Source organism: Variovorax rhizosphaerae, from assembly GCF_037889975.1.
Taxonomy (GTDB): domain Bacteria; phylum Pseudomonadota; class Gammaproteobacteria; order Burkholderiales; family Burkholderiaceae_C; genus Variovorax; species Variovorax rhizosphaerae.
This window is the reverse complement of sequence record NZ_JBBKZT010000012.1, coordinates 220,566-240,586: the sequence shown is the minus strand read 5'-3', so window position 1 is coordinate 240,586 and position 20,021 is coordinate 220,566. Positions and strand designations below refer to the sequence as shown.

The following is a 20,021-nucleotide window of genomic DNA, read 5'->3' as shown; positions in this document are numbered from 1 at the left end:
GAGCTCACTGCGCCAGTTCGACCATGCCGTTGCGCGCAACGCAATGGCGCAGGCGGACACCCCGTTCGCGCAGCAATTCGGTGTCGTGGCTCACGATCACCATGGCCGCACCGCTGGTCGACGCCAGCCCGAGCAGAAGATCCAGTGCGCCCGGCGCGTGGTCGATGCCCAGCGAAGCGGTCGGCTCGTCGGCCAGCACCAGCGCCGGCCGGTGGGCCAGGGCGCGCGCAACGGCCACGCGCTGGCGCTGCCCGATGGAGAGCTGTGCCGGGCGGCGATGGCCGAGCGCGGCCAGGTCAAGCGCGTCGAACAGGGTGTCGACCCACGAGGCATCGACGCGGCCGAGCAGGCGTTGCGACAACATCACGTTCTCGCGTGCGGTGACGCTGTTCAGCAGCCCGCCGGTCTGCAGCACGACGCCGATGTGGCGCGCGCGCAGGTCGGTGCAGGCGTCGGTCGCATTGCGGCGCCAGAGGGAGGCGACGTCGCGGTCCAGCAGTTGAAAGGTGTCCACGCTCGTGGGTCGGCGCAACAGCGCCAGCAGGTCGATCAAGGTGCTCTTGCCACAGCCAGAGGGGCCGACCACGCCAACCGTTTCGCCGGGTTGCAGCGCGAGCTCTTCGATGTTCAACGCGAAAGCACCTTCCGTGCCGACGGCGCCGCGCTGGTAGCGCAGTTGCCGGATCAGCAGCGTCGGGACGGCCATCAGGGCAACTCGTCGATCGGCACCGGGTAGACGCGGTCGCCGTCGGACGCGGCCGGGTTCAGCTTGACCCAGCGGTCCACGTCGTCATGGAAACGCTGGTAGAGCGCGACCTTGGACCGGATGGTGTCGAGCACGGCCTGCGACTTGCCGACACCCATGTTGGTCCAGGCGTCGAAGTCCATGCTCATCAGCACGCTCTGGTAAGGCAAGCCGTCGAGGTACTCGCCCATCAGGCCGGCCTGTTCCAGGTTCTTTGCCTTGCCTTGCCCGAGCTTCGACGGGTCGCGGCCCATGGCCACCGCGGCGCTGCGCAACTGGTTGAAGAAGCTCGCCGGATCGACCTGCGCTTTTTCCATCGCGGCCAGCAGGTTGCGCAGCGTCGACTGGAGATCGGAGAGCTGGTTCTTCGTGAGCAGCACGCGCACGCTGAGGCTGGCCGTCGAGCGGTCGCGCACATCGCGGTCGCAGGCCCAGGCCTCGTACATCGGCGGCGACTTGACGCCCTGCTGCCGGCCGAGATAGGCGAGCACCATCGCCCGGCCGACGGCGTTCACGCTTTCCTGCACCTCATCGCCCTTTGCCGCCGGCGCGGACGTCTTGTCCGGCGACTTGACCTGTTCGACAAGCGCATGCGCCATGCGCCTGACGTCGCTCTCGAGCTTGGTGGGGTCGCCTGCCGTCACCGGGAAGTACAGGGGGCCCTTGCCGGGCCAGTTCGACAAGCGCTTGAACTGCGCTTCTGCGATGGCATGGTCCTTGGTACCTTCGGCCGTCAAGAGGTGCATGGTGTAGATCGCCACGCCCTTTTCCTGAGCCTGCGCGCGCACCTGGTCGGTGGACAGGCGGGTCGAGGCAAAGGGTGAATTGCCCTCCCGTGCGCTGGCATCGGTGATGTACACGATGTAGCGCCCGCCATAGTTTTCCCAGTTGATCTTCTGGAGGGCCTGGTCGATGGCCGCATAGGCGTCTTCGGCATAGGCCCGGGTGGAACTTTGCGTTGCCTTCAACTTGCTCATGCCGGCGAGGAACTGCTCGCGCGATGCGTTCTGCGCGGGGTCCACGAAGATCTTCGACAAGTACTCGACACCCTTGGCCTTGGCCGGATCGTCCTGGAAGCCGATCAGCCCGAAGCGCACGCGGTTGGAGACCTTGGCCTCCTCGGACTCGCGCAGCACCTCCTGGAGCGCCTTGTAGGCGCGGTCGATGTAGGGCTGCATCGAAGAGGTGGCATCGATCACGAACACCACGGCCGAATTGAAGTTGACGATGCCCGAGTTGTTCGCCGGCGCCGGCGCCGCCGCCCCGGTTGTCGGCGAGGCGGCGGCGTCGCGTGTCACCGACGCAACCTTGACCAGCCGTACCCGGTAGCCGGACTTGAGCAAGGTCGACGCCGCGTCCAGGACCGGCAGCAGGTAGAACTGGCTCTTCAGGTCGACATACTTTTCGGGCTCGATGGCGATCACCGGGTTGGCGGGCCCGAGGCTGCCCTTGCTGTCCGCGATCTGCTTGATCACGCGCTGCGTTTCGGCGACCGCGTTGTCGGAATTGATGAATGTCGTCACGCCTTCGCGTTCACGAAAGAACAGCACGCGCTCGCGGTTGCCCGGCGTGGCAAAGGCGAGTGTGATGGAGTGGCGCCAGGGCACGACCTCGGCCTCGGACACATAGCCGCTCGTCTTGCCGTCACTTCCTGCGCCGACCAGCAGCCAGGTCTTGCCGCCCTGCTCCTTGCGCTCGTAGACGAAAAACACGCTGAAGGGCTCGAGCGGCGTGCCGGCCGCGCCGCCCGGCGCGCTGGCCAGCCCCGCACCGGGCCGGGTCAGCACGCGCTGGAAAAGCGTCTTCTTGCCGTCCATGAGAAGCGGCGTGCGCGTCTGCGCCCAGGCTGGCATGCCCAGTCCGGCCGCACCAGCGGCGAGCAGGAAGATCTTGCGGCGCTGCAGCAGCAGCCTGAGGTGCGTGATGGTCATGGGAACGCTTCCGTTGGATTCGACGTGCGGCGATGCGGGATGTCAGGGTGGCGTGCCGAGCGCGGCCTTCGCGCCTGCGTGGCCCTGCTCGGCGGCCTTGCGCAGCCACCCGATGGCCTGCTCGGGGCCGTCGGCCTCATCCGTGCGGCCCTTCTTGAGCAGCATGGCGTAGCGGTATTGAGCCTCCGCGTCGTTGGCCGCAGCCGCCTGCTTCAGCCAGCGGCCGGCTTCCGATGGATTGGCGGCCGGCATGGGACTGCTCTCCTGGGTCCAGGTGTCCGGATCGTAGAAGCCGCCGACGATGCGGGCCGCCTCGGCATCGCCGTGTTCGCCGGCGTACCTGTAGAGCAGGAACTGTCCGTCGAGGAGCTTGTTCGCCTTTCTCAAGGGATCGGCCATGGCGCGGACCTGCGCGGCATCCGGATTGGTGGCGAGCAAGGCGCGGATCGATTCCAGGCTCGGCTCGGCATTGGGCGTGGGTGCCGGCGTCACGGCGACGGGCGGCGGCGTGGGGTCGGGCGAGCGCTTGGACCACATGAAATAGCCCACGCCTGCGCCGATCAGGACCAGCACCAGCAACGCAGCCAGCATCCCCCGCCTGGACCCGGATGCCGCGACGGCCGGAGCCGGCGCAGGGGCCGGCGCCTTGGGTGGCGGCGGTGGCGGCGGTGGTGGCGGTTCGGGCGGCGGAACAGGCACGGCGGGCGCCGGCGGAGGCGGCACCTCGACCGGCTCAGGTTCGACTTTCGGCGGCGGCTCGGGGGGCGGCGGTGGAGGCGGCGGCAGCGAGACCGGCCCCTTCGGATCGGGCGGTGGCATCCAGCCCGCGGGCTTGGTCGAGGGACGACGCAACGTCGCCAGGCCGGTGAACACCTCGTCGGACTCCATCCCTTCGAACTGCTTCAAGCGCAGCAGGTAAGGCTTGTTGGCCTCCAGGTGATAGGTGACCCCGTGGTCGATGTCCAGCCAGACCGTGTTGCCCTGGCGCCGCGGGTTGAGCGGACGAAAGCGATAGACGGACGTCGCCCATGCATCGTCGGGATTGCGCGGGTCGAGATAGCGCTCGGGCGGACCCGGCCGGATGATGGCGATCTCCAGGTCTTCCACGGCCAGGATCAGCAGGGCAGCGGGGCCGGACAGCTGGAAGGAAGCCGTACCGCTGGGATGCTGTTCGAGTTGGATCAGGCGAGTGGGCATGGCGTCAGTCCACCTTCACCTGAAGGGCCGGCGCCATCTCGGCGAGGATCGCGCCCAGCGCCCGGTTGTCTGCCTCGTCGATCTCGCGCCCGCCTGAAAAGCTGACGTTGTCCAGGCCGAGCTGCTTGAACGCGACACCCCAGTCCAGGAAATACCCGTTCTCCATCGGAACCCTCGCTTCGGACAAGGTCGGGATCTGGCCCGGCTGCGGCATCGGCAACGGCGCGAAAACGCCACGCACCCGCGGCTTCGGCGCCTCGGGCACGGCGGGGCGCTTGTCCGGCGCCAATTCGCCGAAGCCGAGATGGGACACGTAGTCGTTGACCATCAGGAAGGCGATGCCCGCGCTTCGGTCTGCCACCTCGTCCCAGCGAAGGTTGGCGGCCTCGACCTGGTTGCGCACGCGGTCGGCAATCCTTTCGCTGAGCAGGGTGCGGTGTGCGGCGATCACCAGTTCGTTGCCAAGATCGCCGACAAGTTGCGCGTCCATGCCCAGGCTTGTCAGGGTTTGCGGCTGGGTCGTGAGGCCCCGAACCTTCTCGGTCCACAGGTTGAGCACCTGTGCGGCGAAGTGATCGAAGCGATCGCGCTGGCGGCGCGGTGCGGGCGCCGGGGTGCTGCCGGCGCCAGGGGCGGTAGCCGGCTCGGCCCAGGGGTCGTCGTCCCACGGGTCAGGCTCGGCCACCGATGCTGCTGCGGCGGCGGGATGGGGCACCGATTGCGCCTCGATCTTCATCGACGCGATGTTCAGGAATGCGCCGCGCACGTCCGCCTCGACGACCTTCATTTGCGACAGGAGCTGCATGAAATTGACGAAGTCCCGCTCCTTGCTCGCCGCGTGCAATTGGCGGCGCAGGTTCATCAGCGCGCCTTCCTTCTCCTTGCGCGAGGAGTCGTCGTCGGCCTGGTAGAACCGGCGCATGCGGCTGTCCAGTTGCTGGCTTTGGTCGACCAGGCGGCCGGCGAGCTGGCGTGCCTTCAACGTCGGCGAAAGCACCTGCTCGAGGTTGTCGACCAGGTATTTCACGCCGCCATCGTTGAGCGCCATCGCGCAATCCCAGGCCAGCGCGGGGTCGGTGAAGTGCCTGCGCCCGCGTTCCGATCCGATGAAGCCTTCCCGGTTGGCGGTGATGCGCGCCTGCGCCTGAGAGGCGATTCCGGTCTCGCGCCTGGACCCCGGCTCGCCAGGGCCGTACTGGAACACGGCTTCGATCTCGTAGTCCGGGTTGCGCAGGAAATACGTGCTGGCGAACGGCTTGCCATTCCAGTTCTGCAGCCAGTCCTCCTGCTTGTAGAGCTGGTACATCGAGGCTTCGAGCCGCGTGTCGATGCGGTTGCGCCATGACTCCTCGGTGTCGCCGGGCTTGGCCATCAGTTCCAGGTCGAACTTGGTGAGCACGAAGAAGAGCGCGCAAGGCAGCTTGCCGCGGTCCTTGGCGCTGTCGCCGTGGGTCTGCCCCACCCACTTGCCGACCAGCGAGGTGAGGTCCTTCACCTCCTGGTTGCTCGGCGGCATGCACAGCAGCATGCTGGTCAGCTCGCGCTCCTCGGTGTAGCGCTGGAACAGGTAGGCGATCTTGCCGCGCAGCAGCATGTTGCGCACGCAGAAGGCGCGCTCTTGCGCGTCGGCGGGCAGCTCCAGCATCTTCTCGCGCGCCCGGGCGCCGGGAAAGTCGAGCAGGTCGGTGTGCTCGAAGAACGCCCAGGGCTGGCTGGCCATGACGACCTTGATCTCGGCCACCAGCGCCGTGAGCGTGGCGCGCGGCACCTTCACGGGCGGCGCATCGCCGCCCTCGGCCAGCTCGGGGATCACGCTGATCACGTCCTTCAGGTCTTCCGGCGTGCCCAGGCGGAGCTTGACGACGTCGACATCGATGATGCTCTGGGAGCGGGGAATCAGGCAGTCGAGCGTGGCGCGGCCGGTGGCCGCATGGCCCAGCTCTTCCAGCATGCGCGCCAGCAGCAGGAAGACGTCGGTGAGGTCCTTCGACTGGCCCCACAGCACGCTGTACAACTCGGCGCGCTGCGCCAACGCCAGGCGGTGGCCAAAGCGGGTGAGCGCATCCCAATAGCCACTTCGCACCAGCGGCCCGATGGCCGCAGCGAAGTTGGCGCGGAAATACTCGCCGATATCGAACATCACGATTTCGTCGAGGTGCGGCGCACTGGCGCGCGCATTGGCCTCCAGCTTGGCGAGCAGGGCCCGGATGTCGTCTTCCGCGGGCAGCGCCAGCTTGCGGTTGTTCTGGTCGAAGTCCGACATGAAGCTGTTGCCGATGATCTTCACCAGGTCGGTCTCGGTCAGCAGGCGCAGCTCCACGGAATGCTTGCCGTCGCGCGTTCCCTTGACGATGGTGAAGCGCGTGACCAGTCCGGTCGCTTCCTTGCCGCCTTCGGGGTTGAGCTCCTGGATGAAGTTCTTCGGCGTGCCGGCAAAGTCGGCGATGAGCGGCTCGCCCTGGCTCTTGCCGAGCACCGACACCAGGTAGGACTTGCCGGCCTGGCTCGGGCCGAACACGCCGGCACTGTTGCGCCGGCCGGCCGATACGGCAACCTTGCGCGCCAGGTTCTCGGCGCGCCGCGTCTCCTCGAGCAGCGAGTGTTCCTCGCTGGCCACGGATGTCGCGCTCTGCGCCAGCCGCGTGATCCAGGCGCGCGCCTGGGAACTTGCGCGGCCCAGGGCCAGCGAACCATCCAGCAGCATTTGTTGGGTCGGGTCGATCACGGCGTCAATCTCCCTGCACGATGCCGGTGTCCAGCCAATAGCCTTGCTGCTGGCCGATGGTCTGCAGGCGCAGCCGCAGGCGGTTGGTCGCCACCGACCTTCCATCGCGGTCTTCGACGCGCCTGATCTTCAGTTCGGGGTTGTCCATGTATTCCTCGCCGGTGCGCTTGTTCGTGACCTTCTTGCCGGCGCGCCCCAACGTGATGCGCAGCGGTGTCACTGGATTGAGTGCGTTCGCGTCGTCCGGTCCGGCGTAGTCGAGGGTGTAGAGCCGCGACGCGGGCCAGCGCTCCACCGGCAACTGGCGAAAGCCCAGGGGCATCGGTCCGCGAAACTCGAAAGGCTGCTCGGGCAACTCGTACTCGATGTTGTCGAGGTCGAGGTTGTTGTAGAACTCGTCGGCCTTCAACATGCGACTCGACTGGTCGAGCTTGCCGAAATAGCGCGCGGTGGAGCGCACGCGCAATTCGTTGGAGCGGAAGTTGAAGTTCTGGAGCTGGCCGTTGCCCAGCAGGCAGATCATCGCGCCGACGGCCGCGGTGGTCTTGGGGTCGCCGATGGTCGCCCGGTAGTCCCGGAACGGATACCACTGGCCGACCCGGAATGTATGCAGCGGAAGAATCCGGTGTGAAGGCAAGGCGGCGCTTTCCTCGAGGATGGCGCGCACTGCCGGAAGCCGCGAGGTGCGGCCCGACAGGATCAGCATGTCGCAGCGGTAGCGCGCCACGATCTCGCCCAGCGCCCGCAGCATGTCCTTGAACACGCTGCGCACCGTGCGGTCGATGTCGGGCAGCGAGATCTCGAAGACCATGTCCTGCAACTTGAAGTTGCGCGCGCCTTTTTCCGCCAGCTCCCGGTTCACGTGGTCGAGCAGGCCGGGTGTCGGCATGTTGTCCGGCGTGAAGAAGTCGGCAAAGGCGCGCGTGGTGACGGGCGGCGGCGCGAGCGGATCGTAGGCCTCGTAGTCCTGCAGCAGTCCGAGTGCGATCGGCGCGGCGATCTGGGCCGCGAACTGTTGCCGGCGCACCAGCTTCACCGCCGTCATGTTGCCGTGGTCGCCGCCGAGCATCTCGTTCAGCGCGAAGTCGACCTTCTCGCCCATGCCGCCCTCGCGCAACTGGCGACGGATGGGCTTGATCACATGCTCGCGCACGATGTGCAGCAGCGCGTCGTCGCCTGCGAGGCTGAAGCCGTCGCGAAACTCCTGTTCGGGCGTGAGCGTGACGTGCGCGCCGACGCCATCGGCCACCACCGATGTCACCACCAGGTCGGTGGTGCCGCCACCGAGGTCGATGGTCGCGAGCCGGAACCGTTGCGACGCGGCCGGGTCGTGCTGGTTGTCCGGGTGGCGTGCGTTCTGGAAGAAGGTGCGCGCGTCGCCGGAATGGTTGAGGGCCACCTGCGTGTAGAGATAGACCGCCTGCGTCGCCGTGGCCTCGTCCCACTGCAGGATGACTTCGGGCGCCTTGTCTTCGACCGCGCCGTTCACGCTGTAGCTCAGGTGCGCGACGCCATCGTCGTCATAGTCGAGTTGCGCCTGGCCGAGCGAGAGGTTGGCCAGGTCGCAGGCGGCTTCCGCCTGCTTGCGCAGGATGTCCCGCTCGGCCAGCGGCATGGCCGTGGGCATCGTCATGATGATGCGGCGCAGCCGGCGCGGCAGGTTGGCATTGGCCGGCCGGCGCAGTCGGTGCATCGGCGAATTCATCATCGCGATGGCCTGCACGAAGATCTCGGCCAGCGCGAACGACGTGAGGTTGCGTCGTGAATACTGGGCCCGGATCGCCGGGAACCCCTTGTCCGGGAACTGCGCCAGCAGGTCCGGTTTCAGGCGGTGCAAGGCCTCGCCGAGGTCATTGACCAGGGTGGTGAAAGCCACGCCGGTCGCATAGTCCGACTGCCCGCCGTCGTTGGCGGCCGCATTGAAGCGCCACGAGTCGCGCCGCGCGTCCTCGTCCCACAGATAGCGCTTGGGGCTGGACAGGCCCGACGAGCCTTCCGTTCCGGAGCGTCGCGCCGCCAGTCGCGCGGCTTCGACGCCGACGCGCACCACGGTCGGCCAGGCGAAGGCTTCCGAGCGGCCGCTACGGATGGACAGGTGGTCCCGCCCGAACTGCGCCCGCGCGAATTCGAAGCGGCTTGGAAACGGGTCGGAATAGACCTGCTCGGCGCGGCTGAGGTCGCGCAACTGCAAGGTCACCGCCTTCGCGATGTCGACGCCCAGCTGTTCCGGGTCGGACTCGATCAGCAGCCCGCAACTGCGCGAGTTGCCGAGGTCGAGCACCAGGTCGACATCGATCGGCGGCGATCGGGGCTCGGTGATGCGGTCGACCAGCTGAAAGGAGGGCAGCACGTCCAGCGCATGCAACAGTTCGACGAAGGCCCGGTACCGCGCCACATGCTCGTTGCTGCCCTGCATCTGCTCGCGCACCTCGGTATCCGTCAACGGACGGAACGAGAAATGCCGGCGGCGTCGTTCCTCACGCTCGAGCATGTCCCGGAAGGTCTCGAGGCACCAGTCCCGCACCCAGCTCTCCGCGAAATACCAGTCGATGGGGTCCTTGGGACCGGGCAACGCGAACTCGCGGCCGTTGCGCGCATCGTTGGGGGACGGTGCGAGATAGGCCTCGCTTTCCACGAACTGCAGCAGGGCCGTGTCAGCGGCGATGACCAGCCGGTAGGTGTTTCCCTTGCTGTCCGGCTCCTCGAGACGGGCCAGGTAGGCGCGTGCCCAGTTCGTCGGGCCGCGATAGAAGCCCTGGGCCTCCCGGCGCAGCAGCGGCAGCGGCATCCAGACGCGGTCGAACATCTGCTCGATCGCCTTGATGTCCACCGCATAGGACTCCACGCCGCGGGGCTCCTCGTCGCCACGGCGCACGCACGGTGGCACCTTGTCGATGTTGGGGGTGCTGCGGACATCGAAGTAACCCCATTCCTTGGGCACTGGCGTTTGCTTGTCGATCGAGAAGCCGAAATCCAGGAACTGGACACCGCTGCCGGGAATCAGCGGGACCACTTCGGGGAAGTGCATGAGTTCGTTCAGTGCCATCGATGTCGAGCGTCGCTTTATGGAGTTGAATGAGGTTCTCGATCTGCCCGGAGCAATGTACCTGTGGCGCTACTGCCGCTGCATCCCCATGAAGTACTTGCTGCCGTCCGGATTGATGCCAAAGCACTGCGTCTGCCCGCCGGAACTCTTCGAGCATTCGATCTTCGGCGCACCGTAGCGCCCGCCATCGCTGCACGGCACGACCTGGTTGCCCTGGATGCCCAGCTTGCCGCCGTCCATTCGCCCCTGGACGGGGCCCTGGCAGGTCGTGCCGTCGGGCTTGCGCAACATGACCTGGCCGGTGCCGTCCTTGCTGAACTTGAACGACAGGTCCAGCGGCTGCTTCGTCACCTTGTCGGCCAATCCGTCGCCTGCCTTCCAGTCGCCTTCCAGGAAGCCAAGCTTCTTGGCGGCACCGGGATCGTCGGGCATCGCCAGGGGCTTGCCCTTGTCGGGGGACGGGGGCGTCACGGGTGGCGGGGGAACGGCCTTGGCATTCGGATCGTTCTTCGTGCCGGCATCGGTTTTCGGATCGGGCAGATTCGCCTTTTCATCCGGCGGCACGTCCTTCGGCAATGTCTTGGTGTCGATCGGGGCCAGCGGATCTTTTTTCCCATCCGGCAACGCAGCCGTCGTGTCGGGCACGGCGGGCACGGTGTCCGCGGGTGCCTTCGAGTCCGTGCCCGGGACTTCGGTCGTCGGCCCACCGACCACAGGTGGAACGGCGGGCACCACCGTCGAATCGACGGGCGGCTGCGTGGGCACAGGCGTTTGCGGCGTCACCCCATCCGGCGGCTTGGCGGTCGTGGACAGGTCGGGTGGAACGAGAGCGACCTTCGGCGTGCAGCCGCGCAGGCCGAAGAAGAGGAGCAGCGCCAGCAGCAACAGGCCGAGCAACAGCCAGAGAAGCCATTTCCACGAGCGGCGCTTCTCCTCGACCGTCACAGCGATTGGCACGGCATTCGACGGCGGCGGCGGCGCGCCGACCGGCGGGGCCGCAACCGCGTTGCTGCGGGGCGCAAGCGACAAGGGATCGACGCTGTGCCCGTTCTGATCTTCGAAACCCCAGAAAGCGATCATGGGCTGGTCGCCCACGAAATAGAGGAACTGACCATCCTTCGGCACGCGTATCGCCTGCTCGAGCAGGCTGGCGAAAGACGCCGCGCCGCCCGGCTGTCCACCGCTCTGCGTGCGCAACTCCTGCGCGAAGCTCATCAGCCCCGCGCGAATCACCTCCAGCTCGAGTGCGCCTTGCGCCTGGTCTTGCGCGGACATGTCGTGCCAACTGCGCACGGTGCCCGGGACCTCCGCCGTCCAGCGCAATTCACCCAGATCCGGGTTGTAGGTGGGCTTGGCGAAATAGTTCGCCACCCTGTCGCCGCGCTTGGACTTGAGCATGGCACGCAACTGCACGTGGCTCTGGTAGGCGGGCTTGCCGAACACGCCCAGCGACCGGTAACGGTCCACCCGATCCTGTGCAAGTTGGGAACCTGTGGCGCCGAAGGCAGGTGTGTTCATTGGGTTTGATTCGGACTGATCTGCTTCGCGGACGGGTATTGCAGAGTTCGCAATCGAGCACAAAATATGTAAGTGCCAGACACGTTTGCAGTGTACTGTGGCGAACTGGCCCGACAGCGATCAGGAAGGCACTGCGAGCCTCTTCAGGTCGCGAAATTTCTCCCTGACGCGACGCCACGCCAGGACGCAGAACCTGCTCACGCGGGCGGTCGTGGTGAAACGCTTCGATGCAGGTCGTGGCGGCGAGCGCCTGAAGGCGCAGGCGTTGCACGAGGCCCAGGTGGCAACGATCGACGGGCGCCTGAGATCCACCCCTGTCGAAGCCTGGTCGGCGCCCTGTTGCCAGGCGCCGTCCGGGTCGATGGGGAACTGGCGCTGAGGCTGCGTGGCCTCAGCCGTGCGCACAAGCGCGCGCATCGGCACGCGCCGCGTTGCCGGACGATTCCAGGAACGCCTGCATCACCTGCGCGCGAATCGCATAGTTGATCTTCGACGATTGGCTCTGGTCGATGGTGATGAAGGTGTTGACGCCCACCAACCTTCCACAAGCATCGACCAGCGGCCCGCCTGAGTTGCCCTTGGCGATGGACGCCGTGTGAACAATCAGCGGCATGCCGTCGGCTCCCGTCAGCAACGACTGCACGGCGCCTTGCGTCAGGCTGAGATCCGGCGCTTGCGAATAGTCTCCCGCCAGCAGGCGCCGGAACCTGGGGTCGTTGGCGACGACGACACTCGGGAAGCCGGCAGCCACCACGCCCGCCAGCTTGCCGATTTCCGGGGTCATGTCCAGCACACCGGGCGCGACACCGTCGTCCATGCGCAGCAATGCGAAATCGGGCGAACCGACGCTGGAACTGGTGGTGATCCGCAGCACGCTGGCATGCCGGATCGAGCGCAAGGCGTTGCTGACCAGCAGCACCTGCTGGCTGGCTTTTTCAACGACGTGCCGATTGGTCACCAGCAGGTTCGGCGCGATGAAGAAGCCGGTGCCCGTCCCCAGGCCCTTGCCATCGGGTGACGGCACCAGGACCATCGCGGTCGCCTGCTCGAGCCGCTCGGCCAGCGCTGCATCGCCGAGCGGCTTCACCTCACCGCTGGTGGGCAAGGCCGGCCGCGCCGGGACTGCGGGCACCGGGCTTGCCGGGGGCGGCATCGCATCGCCGGCGAGTGGCTGACGGGTCTGGCCGGGTGGACAGTCGGCGGCGGTCGCCGCCTTGGCCGCGGCCAGATCGACCGCGAGCGCCCGCCGCTTCTCAAGGATTGCTTCGAGGTTCGCTTGCCCCTGGTCTTCCAGCGCCTTGTCCTGCTGCGAGAGCCACCACCAAAGACCCGCCGCCGCGGCAAGAAGAAGCAACGCGGCACATGCGAGAGCCCAGAGCGTTCGACGTGATCTCGCGTAGTCTTGGGAGTCGGTTGCAGGCATGGACGACGGCCCACTGGAGGCCAGCAAAGGCCGGAGGGATGGTGCGGGTCAGTGTACACAACAACGCCTGATTGGCGACCTCCGGAAAGGCCCTTCGCATGTTTTTCGGCCGACCGTCATGACTCGGCCCGACACGCGCAGACGCACGCCACACAATGCACCGTGCATGCCAGACTTCAAGTCAAGCCGAACGCGTCGACCTCCCGACAAGGAAAGTGAATTCAGTGCCGTGAACACCCTTTCTCAAAGACGCTTGCTCGGCGCAACGCTCGCCGCCATCGCGGTCGTCGCCGTGTTGCCTTGCGCGACGGCACAGCAGTTGCCGCTCCGCTGCCATGGGCGCCATGGGCGCCACGACCCTCGGCCTGGCGGGGCTGCTGCTTGGCAATTCACGGGAGGGCGGAACCGGCGCATTGGCGGGGCTGGGTGCCGGTGCGTATGCCGGCGCAAAAATGGGCTCGACGCTGGGGACCGAGACCAAAGCCGCCCAATGCACCCAGCGCCAGCGGCAACTCGACGAGGTGTCGATGAAGCTGTAGGGAACACTGAGTGCGTATTCAGTCCCCGCCATCGGCGAGCTTGTCAACAAGAACTACCAAGAAGGCCGGATCTCGCTCGTTGAGGCGCAGTTGTTCTTGACGAGGTCAACAAGCTGACAGCGAAAGCGTCACGCGTACTGGAGGCAGGCCCATGAGATCGGCACGAATCCCATCAAATGGCCCACGGCCCTCAAGCGAAAAAGAACAAGACTTGTCCTGACGTTCAGGCACCGGCGTCGTCATTGCCCGGGCCGCCGAATCTGCCCGGGATTCTCTGTACGACGGAGGCCGGCGCCGGATGGAGCGTTGACCTCGGACATGCGGACGACGAGTGCGTTCTGCGCCCTGCTGGCCAGCAGGGCCGTCATGGCAAGCGCATGACAAAGGCGCGGCGCACAACGCTGATATCAGTCCTTCAACGGCCCGCGCGACTGCTTGATCGCCGAGCGCTGGCTCTTGCCTTCCAGCCGCCGTTGCTTCGAGCCATAAGTCGGCTTGGTAGCCCGCCGCACGCGCGGCGCCAAGGCCACGCTGTCGACCAGCTCCTGCAACCGCGCCAGTGCATCGGCCCGGTTCATCTCCTGGCTGCGGTGCGTCTGCGCCTTGAGCACCAGCACGCCCTCCTGCGTGATGCGGCTGTCACGCAATGCCAGCAGCCGCTCCTTCACGCCTTCGGGCAACGACGAAGCGGGAATGTCGAAGCGCAGATGCACCGCGCTCGATACCTTGTTGACGTTCTGCCCACCCGCGCCTTGCGCGCGGATGGCGCTGAACTCGACCTCGCGCTCGTCGACTTGCGCGGAGGCCGAACCCACGATCAGACGCGCTCGAAGATCGCGGCGATGCCCTGGCCGCCGCCGATGCACATCGTCACGAGTGCATAGCGGCCGCCCGTGCGCTGCAGCTCGGCAATCGCCTTCACCGTGATGATCGCGCCCGTTGCGCCCACCGGGTGGCCCAGCGAAATGCCGGAGCCATTCGGGTTGACCTTGGCCGGGTCGAAGCCCAGCTCCTTGATAACCGCGCAAGCCTGCGCCGCAAAGGCTTCGTTCGATTCGATCACGTCCAGGTCGCTGATCTTCAGGCCGGTGCGCTCCAGCACCTTGCGCGTGGCCGGCACCGGGCCGATGCCCATGTACGCCGGCTCGACGCCCGCATGCGCGTAGCCGACCAGACGGGCCAGCGGTTTCAGCCCCAGCGCCTGCACGCGCGCACCCTCGGCGAGCACGATCGCAGCGGCGCCGTCGTTGATGCCGGAAGCGTTGCCGGCCGTTACCAGGCCATCCTTCTTGAACGCGGGCTTCATCTTCGCCAGCGTCTCGACCGTGGTGTCGGCGCGCACGTGCTCGTCGGTATCAAAGAGCACGACGCCCTTGCGCGTCTTCACTTCGACCGGAACGATCTGCTCCTTGAAGCGCCCCGCCGCAATGGCCGCCACCGCACGCTGCTGGCTCAGCACCGCAAGCTCGTCCTGCATCTCGCGCGTGATGCCATGGCGCGCCGCGACGTTCTCGGCCGTGATGCCCATGTGCATCTTCTGCCACGGGTCGTGCAGGATCCCGAGCATGTAGTCGACCAGCACCGCGTCGCCCATGCGCGCACCGTAGCGGGCCGACATGTCGAAGTACGGGCCGCGGCTCATCGATTCCGAGCCGGCGCCGATGGCGATGTCGCAATCGCCCAGCGCAATGGCTTGTGCCGCCGACACGATGGCCTGCAGGCCGGAGCCGCACAGGCGGTTGACGTTGAAGGCCGGCGTCTCGATCGGGCAACCTGCATCGATGGCAGCCACGCGGCTCAGGTAGGCGTCCTTGACGTCGGTCGGGATGACGTTGCCCACCACCACATGGCCGATGGCATCCGCCGCCACGCCGCTGCGCTCGATGGCGGCCTTGACGGCCGTGGTCGCCAGTTGCGTGTTCGGAACGTCTTTCAGCGAGCCGCCGAAAGTGCCAATGGCGGTACGGGCGGTGCCGACCACAAAAATGTCGCGTGTGCTCATGGTTTTCTCTTGGGGTGGAGGGCCGGGTGGCCGGAAGGATGGATAGCGCGATTTTGCCGAATGGCGCGCGGCTCGAGGCCAGTGTGCTGTCCCGCAAATAGCTGCGCCAAATGAAATCGATGCATTTCGTGTCAGGGCAAGGCGCAAACCAAAGCGCTACCCGTGGGTATCGCGAGGATTTGCAACGCCGCCATGGCACGAAAGGCGCGATTTCACGCGCAGTTATTTGTGGGACAGCACACTAGTAAAAGTGGACTTCCAGGCGACTCGAAACGTCGAGCATCTTCCCGTCCGATGCCGAGCGCGCAATCCAGCCACCGTAAGCATCGCCTTGCGTGTCCCAGCTCCACAAGGTCAGGCCTTGCGCCGCCAACGCCGTGAACGCGATCTGCAACAGGCCCGGAAGATCGACGCGCTCGGGGAAATCCTTGTCCTCTGCCGCATCGGGCTCGCCCCAATCGATGGTGGCATTCCAGCCGGCGCACAGCACGTCCATGCATTGGACAAAGGACTCCGTGTCCTTCCAGTCCACGAAGAAGCCGGTCTCCCACTCGACGATGTCCTTGAGGGTCCAGATCAACCGGTCCCCGTCGTTGCGCTGGTCGGCAGACAGCGCCGGCAAGGCCTCCCGAAAAGCCGCCAGTTGCCTGGCCGCGCTCTCACCGGTCGGGTTGACAAGGACGATCAATTCCTCGACGGCAGCGATCTCGATCGAATCTGGCTCTAGGGCCATGCTGGTTTCCTCCCTGAAAAATCCATGCCCCGGTCACGCCGTCGCGGCGTGCCGAGGTCTCTCAGACTGTCGAACTGTTCAGCGCTCCGGCGACGGCGGCGCCTTGGGCATCACGTCGGTCACGTCGCCCGGCACACCGCGGACGATGCGCGCCGGTTGCTCGACCGACTCACCGCGCGCCCGCGCATTGACCACGTCGGCTGCGTTGGGCTCCGGCGGTTTCGTGGCTTGCCTGAAGCGGTCAAAACCGCTGCCGGGATGGAAGCGCATCACCCACGGCTTGACGGGCTTGCCAGTGAGGCGTGCCCACACATAGCCAATCATCCACAGTGCGGCCAGGAACAGCACCGCGAACAGCAGGCTGGCGGCAAGCACCAGCCCCATGCAGAACAAGACGACGCGAAGTAGAAAATTGAACATCGGCACTTAGGCTACCACCTCGGCCATAGGTTCCCCTTCCTTGGTGAAGTCGAACTTGCCCGGCGAATGGATCGGGTCGGTCTTCACGTGGATCGTGTCCTTCGGCCCGAAGCTGCCGTCAAGCAGCAGCTTCGACAACGGGTTTTCGATGCGCTGCTGGATCGCCCGCTTGAGCGGCCGCGCACCGAACACCGGGTCGAAGCCGACCTTGGCAATCTCCGCCAGCGCCGCCGGCGACACGTCCAGGCCCAGGTCCATCTTCGCCAGCCGCGCCTGCAGCACCTTGAGCTGGATCGCCGCGATGGCCTCGATGTTCTTTGCGTCGAGCGCGTGGAACACCACCGTCTCATCGATGCGATTCAGGAACTCGGGGCGGAAGTAATTCTTCAACTCGTCCCACACAGCGTCCTTGATCTCCTCGGCCGGCTTGCCCACCATCGCCTGGATGATCGGCGAGCCGATGTTGCTGGTCATCACGATCACCGTGTTCTTGAAGTCCACGGTGCGGCCCTGGCCATCGGTCAGGCGGCCATCGTCGAGCACCTGCAACAGCACGTTGAAGACGTCCGGATGCGCCTTCTCGACCTCGTCGAGCAACACGACGCTGTAGGGCTTGCGGCGCACGGCTTCCGTCAGGTAGCCGCCCTCCTCGTAGCCCACGTAGCCGGGCGGCGCGCCGATCAGGCGCGCGACCGAATGCTTCTCCATGAACTCGCTCATGTCGATGCGGATGAGATGGTCTTCCGCGTCGAACAGGAAGCCGGCGAGTGCCTTGCACAGCTCGGTCTTGCCCACGCCCGTCGGGCCGAGGAACAGGAAGGAACCGGTCGGGCGGTTCGGATCACTCAGGCCCGAGCGCGAGCGACGAATCGCATTCGCCACCGCGCCGATCGCCTCGTCCTGGCCGACCACGCGTTCGTGCAGCTTGTCTTCCATCACGAGCAGCTTGTCGCGCTCGCCCTGCATGAGCTTGGCAACCGGGATGCCGGTGGCACGTGCCACGACCTCGGCGATCTCTTCCGCGCCGACCTGCGTGCGCAGCAGCTTCGGCGCGCTCGCCGTACCCTTCTTCGCCTCGCTGGCCTCGGCTTCTTTCAAGCGCTTCTCGAGCGCAGGCAACTGGCCGTATTGCAGTTCGGCGACGCGGTTGAAGTCACCCTTGCTGGTGAATTCCGCGATCTGGAACTTGATCTTGTCGATGTCCTCGCGGATGTGCGCGCTGCCCTGGGCCTGTGCCTTCTCGGCCTGCCAGATCTCGTCGTAGTCGGCGATCTCCTTCTGCAGGCGGACGACCTCTTCCTCGATCAGGCCGAGCCGCTTCTGCGAGGCCTCGTCCTTTTCGCGGCGCACCGCCTCGCGCTCGATCTGCAACTGGATCAGGCGGCGGTCGAGCCGGTCCATGACCTCGGGCTTCGAGTCCATCTCGATCTTGATCTTGGCCGCAGCCTCGTCGATCAGGTCGATCGCCTTGTCGGGCAGGAAGCGGTCGGTCACATAGCGGTCGCTCAACTCGGCCGCAGCCACGATGGCCGGGTCGGTGATCTGCACGCCATGGTGCAGTTCGTACTTCTCCTGCAGGCCGCGCAGGATGGCGATGGTCGCCTCCACGCTCGGCTCGCCGACGATGATCTTCTGGAAGCGGCGCTCCAGCGCAGCATCCTTCTCGATGTACTTGCGGTATTCGTCCAGCGTAGTGGCGCCGACGCAATGCAGTTCGCCGCGCGCAAGCGCCGGCTTGAGCATGTTGCCCGCGTCCATCGCACCCTCGGCCTTGCCGGCACCGACCATGGTGTGCAGTTCGTCGATGAAGACGATGGTCTGGCCCTCGTCCTTCGCGAGTTCGTTCAGCACCGTCTTCAGGCGCTCTTCGAATTCGCCGCGGAACTTGGCGCCGGCCAGCAGCGCAGCCATGTCGAGCGACAACACCCGTTTGCCCTTCAACGACTCCGGCACTTCGCCCGCGACGATGCGCTGTGCCAGCCCTTCGACGATGGCGGTCTTGCCCACGCCGGGTTCACCGATGAGCACAGGATTGTTCTTGGTGCGGCGTTGCAACACCTGGATCGCGCGCCGGATTTCCTCGTCGCGGCCGATCACCGGGTCGAGCTTGCCGAGCCGTGCACGCTCGGTCAGATCGAGGCAGTATTTCTTGAGCGCTTCACGCTGGCCTTCGGCATCGGCGCTGTTCACGCCCTGCCCGCCGCGCACCGCTTCGATCGCGGCCTCCAGCGACTTGCGGGTCAGCCCGTTGGCACGCGCGATGTTGCCGATCTCGGCCTTGCTGTCCGCCACGGCCAGCAGGAAGAGTTCACCCGCAATGAACTGATCATTGCGCTTGATCGCTTCCTTCTCGGTGGCCTGCAGCAGCTTGTTGAGATCCGGCCCGACCTGCACGACATCGTGCCCCTGCACCTGCGGCAGTTTCTTTATCGCGGCTTCGGCGGCCTGCACGAGGCCGGGCACGTTGGCGCCGGCCCGTTCGAGCACCGCGCGCGGACCTTCGTCCTGGCGCAGCATCGCCAGCAGCAGGTGCACTGGCTCGATGTAGGCGTTGTCATTCCCCAGGGCGAGCGACTGGGCATCGCCGAGGGCTTCCTGAAATTTGGTGGTGAGTTTGTCTTGACGCATGGCTTGATTCCTGCATTCAAAATAGGACTGTTGTGCGGCACTTCAAGGGCAAATCGCGCCCTGGCCGCCTTCTTTTCATCAATACCTGCTCTGGAGTCGATCATGTTCTTTTCAAGACGAGGTGTCCTTTCGCGCGGTGTCCGCGGCGCGGTGACGCTCGCCGCTCTCACATCGCTGGCAGGCTTCGCGCAAGCACAAAGCGGCACCCCGATCCGCCTGCTCGTCGGTTTCCCGGCAGGCGCCGGCACCGATGCGATCGCCCGCACGCTCGGCGAAAAACTCAAGGACGAACTGGGCGTCCCCGTCGTCGTCGAAAACCGTGCCGGCGCCGGCGGCCAGATCGCCGCTCAGGCGCTCAAGGCCTCGCCCGCCGACGGCCACACGCTGCTGCTGTCGCACGACCACACCATCTCGATCCTGCCGCAAGTGGTGAAGAACCCGGGCTACAACTCGGCCAGCGACTTCGTGCCCGTGGCCGGATTCGCCACCTTCGCGAATGTACTGGCCGTGTCGGGCGGCACGCCAGCCAAGACCTTCGACGAATACCTGAAATGGGTCAAGACCCAGAAGGGCGGCAAGGACACCATCGGCGTGCCGGCACCGGCCTCGATCCCGGAATTCCTGGTCAAGATGATTGCCGAGAAATCCAAGCTGGACCTCCAGTCGGCCCCCTACCGCGGCAGTGCGCCGATGACCGCCGACATGCTCGGCAACCAGATCAGCGCCGGCATCGCCTCGGTGCCCGACTTCATCGAGAACCATCGCGCCGGCAAGGTGCGAATCGTCGCCAGCATCGGCGCCAAGCGCCAGACCTTGCTGCCGCAAGTGCCGACCTTCACCGAACTGGGCTTTGCCAACCTCAACGACCTGCCCTACTACGGCGTGTTCGCGCCGGTCGGCACGCCGCAGGCCTTCGTCGATCGCTTCGGTGCCGCGCTGCAGAAGGTGCTGGCCATGCCCGACGTGCGCGACAAGCTCACCAACATGGGCCTGACCGTGGGGTACGAGCCGCAGGGCCAGTTCGCCGGCCGTGTGCGAACCTACACGCAGTCGTGGGAGCGGATCATCCAGGCGAGCGGGTTCAAGGCGCTGTAGCCGCCCCGTTACGATGTCG

General features: G+C 66.2%; 14 protein-coding genes. 2 read left to right on the top strand and 12 right to left on the bottom strand.

All coding sequences use genetic code 11. From position 1 onward, the window contains the following. Positions 1–4: 4 nt before the first annotated feature. The 7 genes from WKW82_RS25190 to WKW82_RS25160 all read right to left on the bottom strand — a co-directional run bounded on the left by WKW82_RS25190 (position 5) and on the right by WKW82_RS25160 (position 12,516). Positions 5–706, bottom strand: a complete 702-nt coding sequence (locus WKW82_RS25190) for an ABC transporter ATP-binding protein (RefSeq protein ID WP_340345127.1) — start codon at positions 704–706, stop codon at positions 5–7. Then, entirely contained in the window at positions 706–2,676 is a 1,971-nt protein-coding gene (locus WKW82_RS25185) for a vWA domain-containing protein (protein ID WP_340345125.1), read from the bottom strand. The genes WKW82_RS25190 and WKW82_RS25185 overlap by 1 nt, the downstream gene beginning before the upstream one ends. A 42-nt stretch (positions 2,677–2,718) precedes the next feature. Continuing rightward, a complete protein-coding gene (locus tag WKW82_RS25180) occupies positions 2,719–3,873 on the bottom strand; it encodes an SEL1-like repeat protein (protein ID WP_340345123.1) in 1,155 nt (384 codons plus the stop codon). A gap of 4 nt (positions 3,874–3,877) precedes the next feature. Further along, on the bottom strand, positions 3,878–6,598 hold the full coding sequence (locus WKW82_RS25175; RefSeq protein ID WP_340345122.1) for a virulence factor SrfC family protein: 2,721 nt from the start codon (positions 6,596–6,598) through the stop codon (positions 3,878–3,880). Between the two features lie 4 nt (positions 6,599–6,602). Continuing rightward, the gene (locus WKW82_RS25170) at positions 6,603–9,644 is read right to left on the bottom strand and encodes a virulence factor SrfB (RefSeq protein ID WP_340345121.1); all 3,042 of its coding nucleotides are present in this window, start codon (positions 9,642–9,644) and stop codon (positions 6,603–6,605) included. Between the two features lie 69 nt (positions 9,645–9,713). Beyond that, positions 9,714–11,162, bottom strand: a complete 1,449-nt coding sequence (locus WKW82_RS25165) for an SrfA family protein (protein ID WP_340345120.1) — start codon at positions 11,160–11,162, stop codon at positions 9,714–9,716. A 391-nt stretch (positions 11,163–11,553) separates the two neighbouring features. Beyond that, positions 11,554–12,516, bottom strand: coding sequence for a trypsin-like peptidase domain-containing protein (locus WKW82_RS25160; protein ID WP_340345119.1), 963 nt, complete (start codon positions 12,514–12,516; stop codon positions 11,554–11,556). 413 nt (positions 12,517–12,929) lie between these two features. Between WKW82_RS25160 and WKW82_RS25155 the strand changes: the two genes are divergently transcribed. Further along, entirely contained in the window at positions 12,930–13,124 is a 195-nt protein-coding gene (locus WKW82_RS25155) for a hypothetical protein (RefSeq protein WP_340345118.1), read from the top strand. A gap of 407 nt (positions 13,125–13,531) precedes the next feature. On the opposite strand, the gene arfB is transcribed toward WKW82_RS25155, so the two are convergent. The 5 genes from arfB to clpB all read right to left on the bottom strand — a co-directional run bounded on the left by arfB (position 13,532) and on the right by clpB (position 18,907). Continuing rightward, the gene (gene arfB / locus WKW82_RS25150) at positions 13,532–13,939 is read right to left on the bottom strand and encodes an alternative ribosome rescue aminoacyl-tRNA hydrolase ArfB (RefSeq protein WP_340345116.1); all 408 of its coding nucleotides are present in this window, start codon (positions 13,937–13,939) and stop codon (positions 13,532–13,534) included. Between the two features lie 2 nt (positions 13,940–13,941). After that, positions 13,942–15,126, bottom strand: coding sequence for an acetyl-CoA C-acyltransferase family protein (locus WKW82_RS25145; protein ID WP_340345115.1), 1,185 nt, complete (start codon positions 15,124–15,126; stop codon positions 13,942–13,944). 241 nt (positions 15,127–15,367) lie between these two features. Then, entirely contained in the window at positions 15,368–15,859 is a 492-nt protein-coding gene (locus WKW82_RS25140; RefSeq protein WP_340345113.1) for a DUF6630 family protein, read from the bottom strand. 78 nt (positions 15,860–15,937) lie between these two features. Beyond that, positions 15,938–16,279 carry a hypothetical protein gene (locus WKW82_RS25135; RefSeq protein WP_340345112.1) on the bottom strand — a complete coding sequence of 114 codons (342 nt, stop codon included), beginning with the start codon at positions 16,277–16,279 and terminating at the stop codon, positions 15,938–15,940. Positions 16,280–16,285: 6 nt separating this feature from the next. After that, a complete protein-coding gene (gene clpB / locus WKW82_RS25130) occupies positions 16,286–18,907 on the bottom strand; it encodes an ATP-dependent chaperone ClpB (RefSeq protein WP_340345111.1) in 2,622 nt (873 codons plus the stop codon). A gap of 102 nt (positions 18,908–19,009) precedes the next feature. Here clpB and WKW82_RS25125 point away from each other — a divergent pair, with 102 nt between their 5' ends. Then, positions 19,010–20,002, top strand: coding sequence for a Bug family tripartite tricarboxylate transporter substrate binding protein (locus WKW82_RS25125; RefSeq protein ID WP_340345109.1), 993 nt, complete (start codon positions 19,010–19,012; stop codon positions 20,000–20,002). Positions 20,003–20,021 lie beyond the last annotated feature (19 nt).

What these genes read in the sequence shown, in the direction of transcription:
- clpB (WP_340345111.1), bottom strand. Translation starts at nt 18,907, where the DNA reads ATGCGTCAAGACAAACTCACCACCAAATTTCAGGAAGCCCTCGGCGAT.
- WKW82_RS25185 (WP_340345125.1), bottom strand. Translation starts at nt 2,676, where the DNA reads ATGACCATCACGCACCTCAGGCTGCTGCTGCAGCGCCGCAAGATCTTC.
- WKW82_RS25140 (WP_340345113.1), bottom strand. Translation starts at nt 15,859, where the DNA reads ATGGCCCTAGAGCCAGATTCGATCGAGATCGCTGCCGTCGAGGAATTG.
- WKW82_RS25170 (WP_340345121.1), bottom strand. Translation starts at nt 9,644, where the DNA reads ATGGCACTGAACGAACTCATGCACTTCCCCGAAGTGGTCCCGCTGATT.
- WKW82_RS25145 (WP_340345115.1), bottom strand. Translation starts at nt 15,126, where the DNA reads ATGAGCACACGCGACATTTTTGTGGTCGGCACCGCCCGTACCGCCATT.
- WKW82_RS25165 (WP_340345120.1), bottom strand. Translation starts at nt 11,162, where the DNA reads ATGAACACACCTGCCTTCGGCGCCACAGGTTCCCAACTTGCACAGGAT.
- WKW82_RS25180 (WP_340345123.1), bottom strand. Translation starts at nt 3,873, where the DNA reads ATGCCCACTCGCCTGATCCAACTCGAACAGCATCCCAGCGGTACGGCT.
- WKW82_RS25125 (WP_340345109.1), top strand. Translation starts at nt 19,010, where the DNA reads ATGTTCTTTTCAAGACGAGGTGTCCTTTCGCGCGGTGTCCGCGGCGCG.
- WKW82_RS25135 (WP_340345112.1), bottom strand. Translation starts at nt 16,279, where the DNA reads ATGTTCAATTTTCTACTTCGCGTCGTCTTGTTCTGCATGGGGCTGGTG.
- WKW82_RS25155 (WP_340345118.1), top strand. Translation starts at nt 12,930, where the DNA reads ATGGGCGCCACGACCCTCGGCCTGGCGGGGCTGCTGCTTGGCAATTCA.
- WKW82_RS25190 (WP_340345127.1), bottom strand. Translation starts at nt 706, where the DNA reads ATGGCCGTCCCGACGCTGCTGATCCGGCAACTGCGCTACCAGCGCGGC.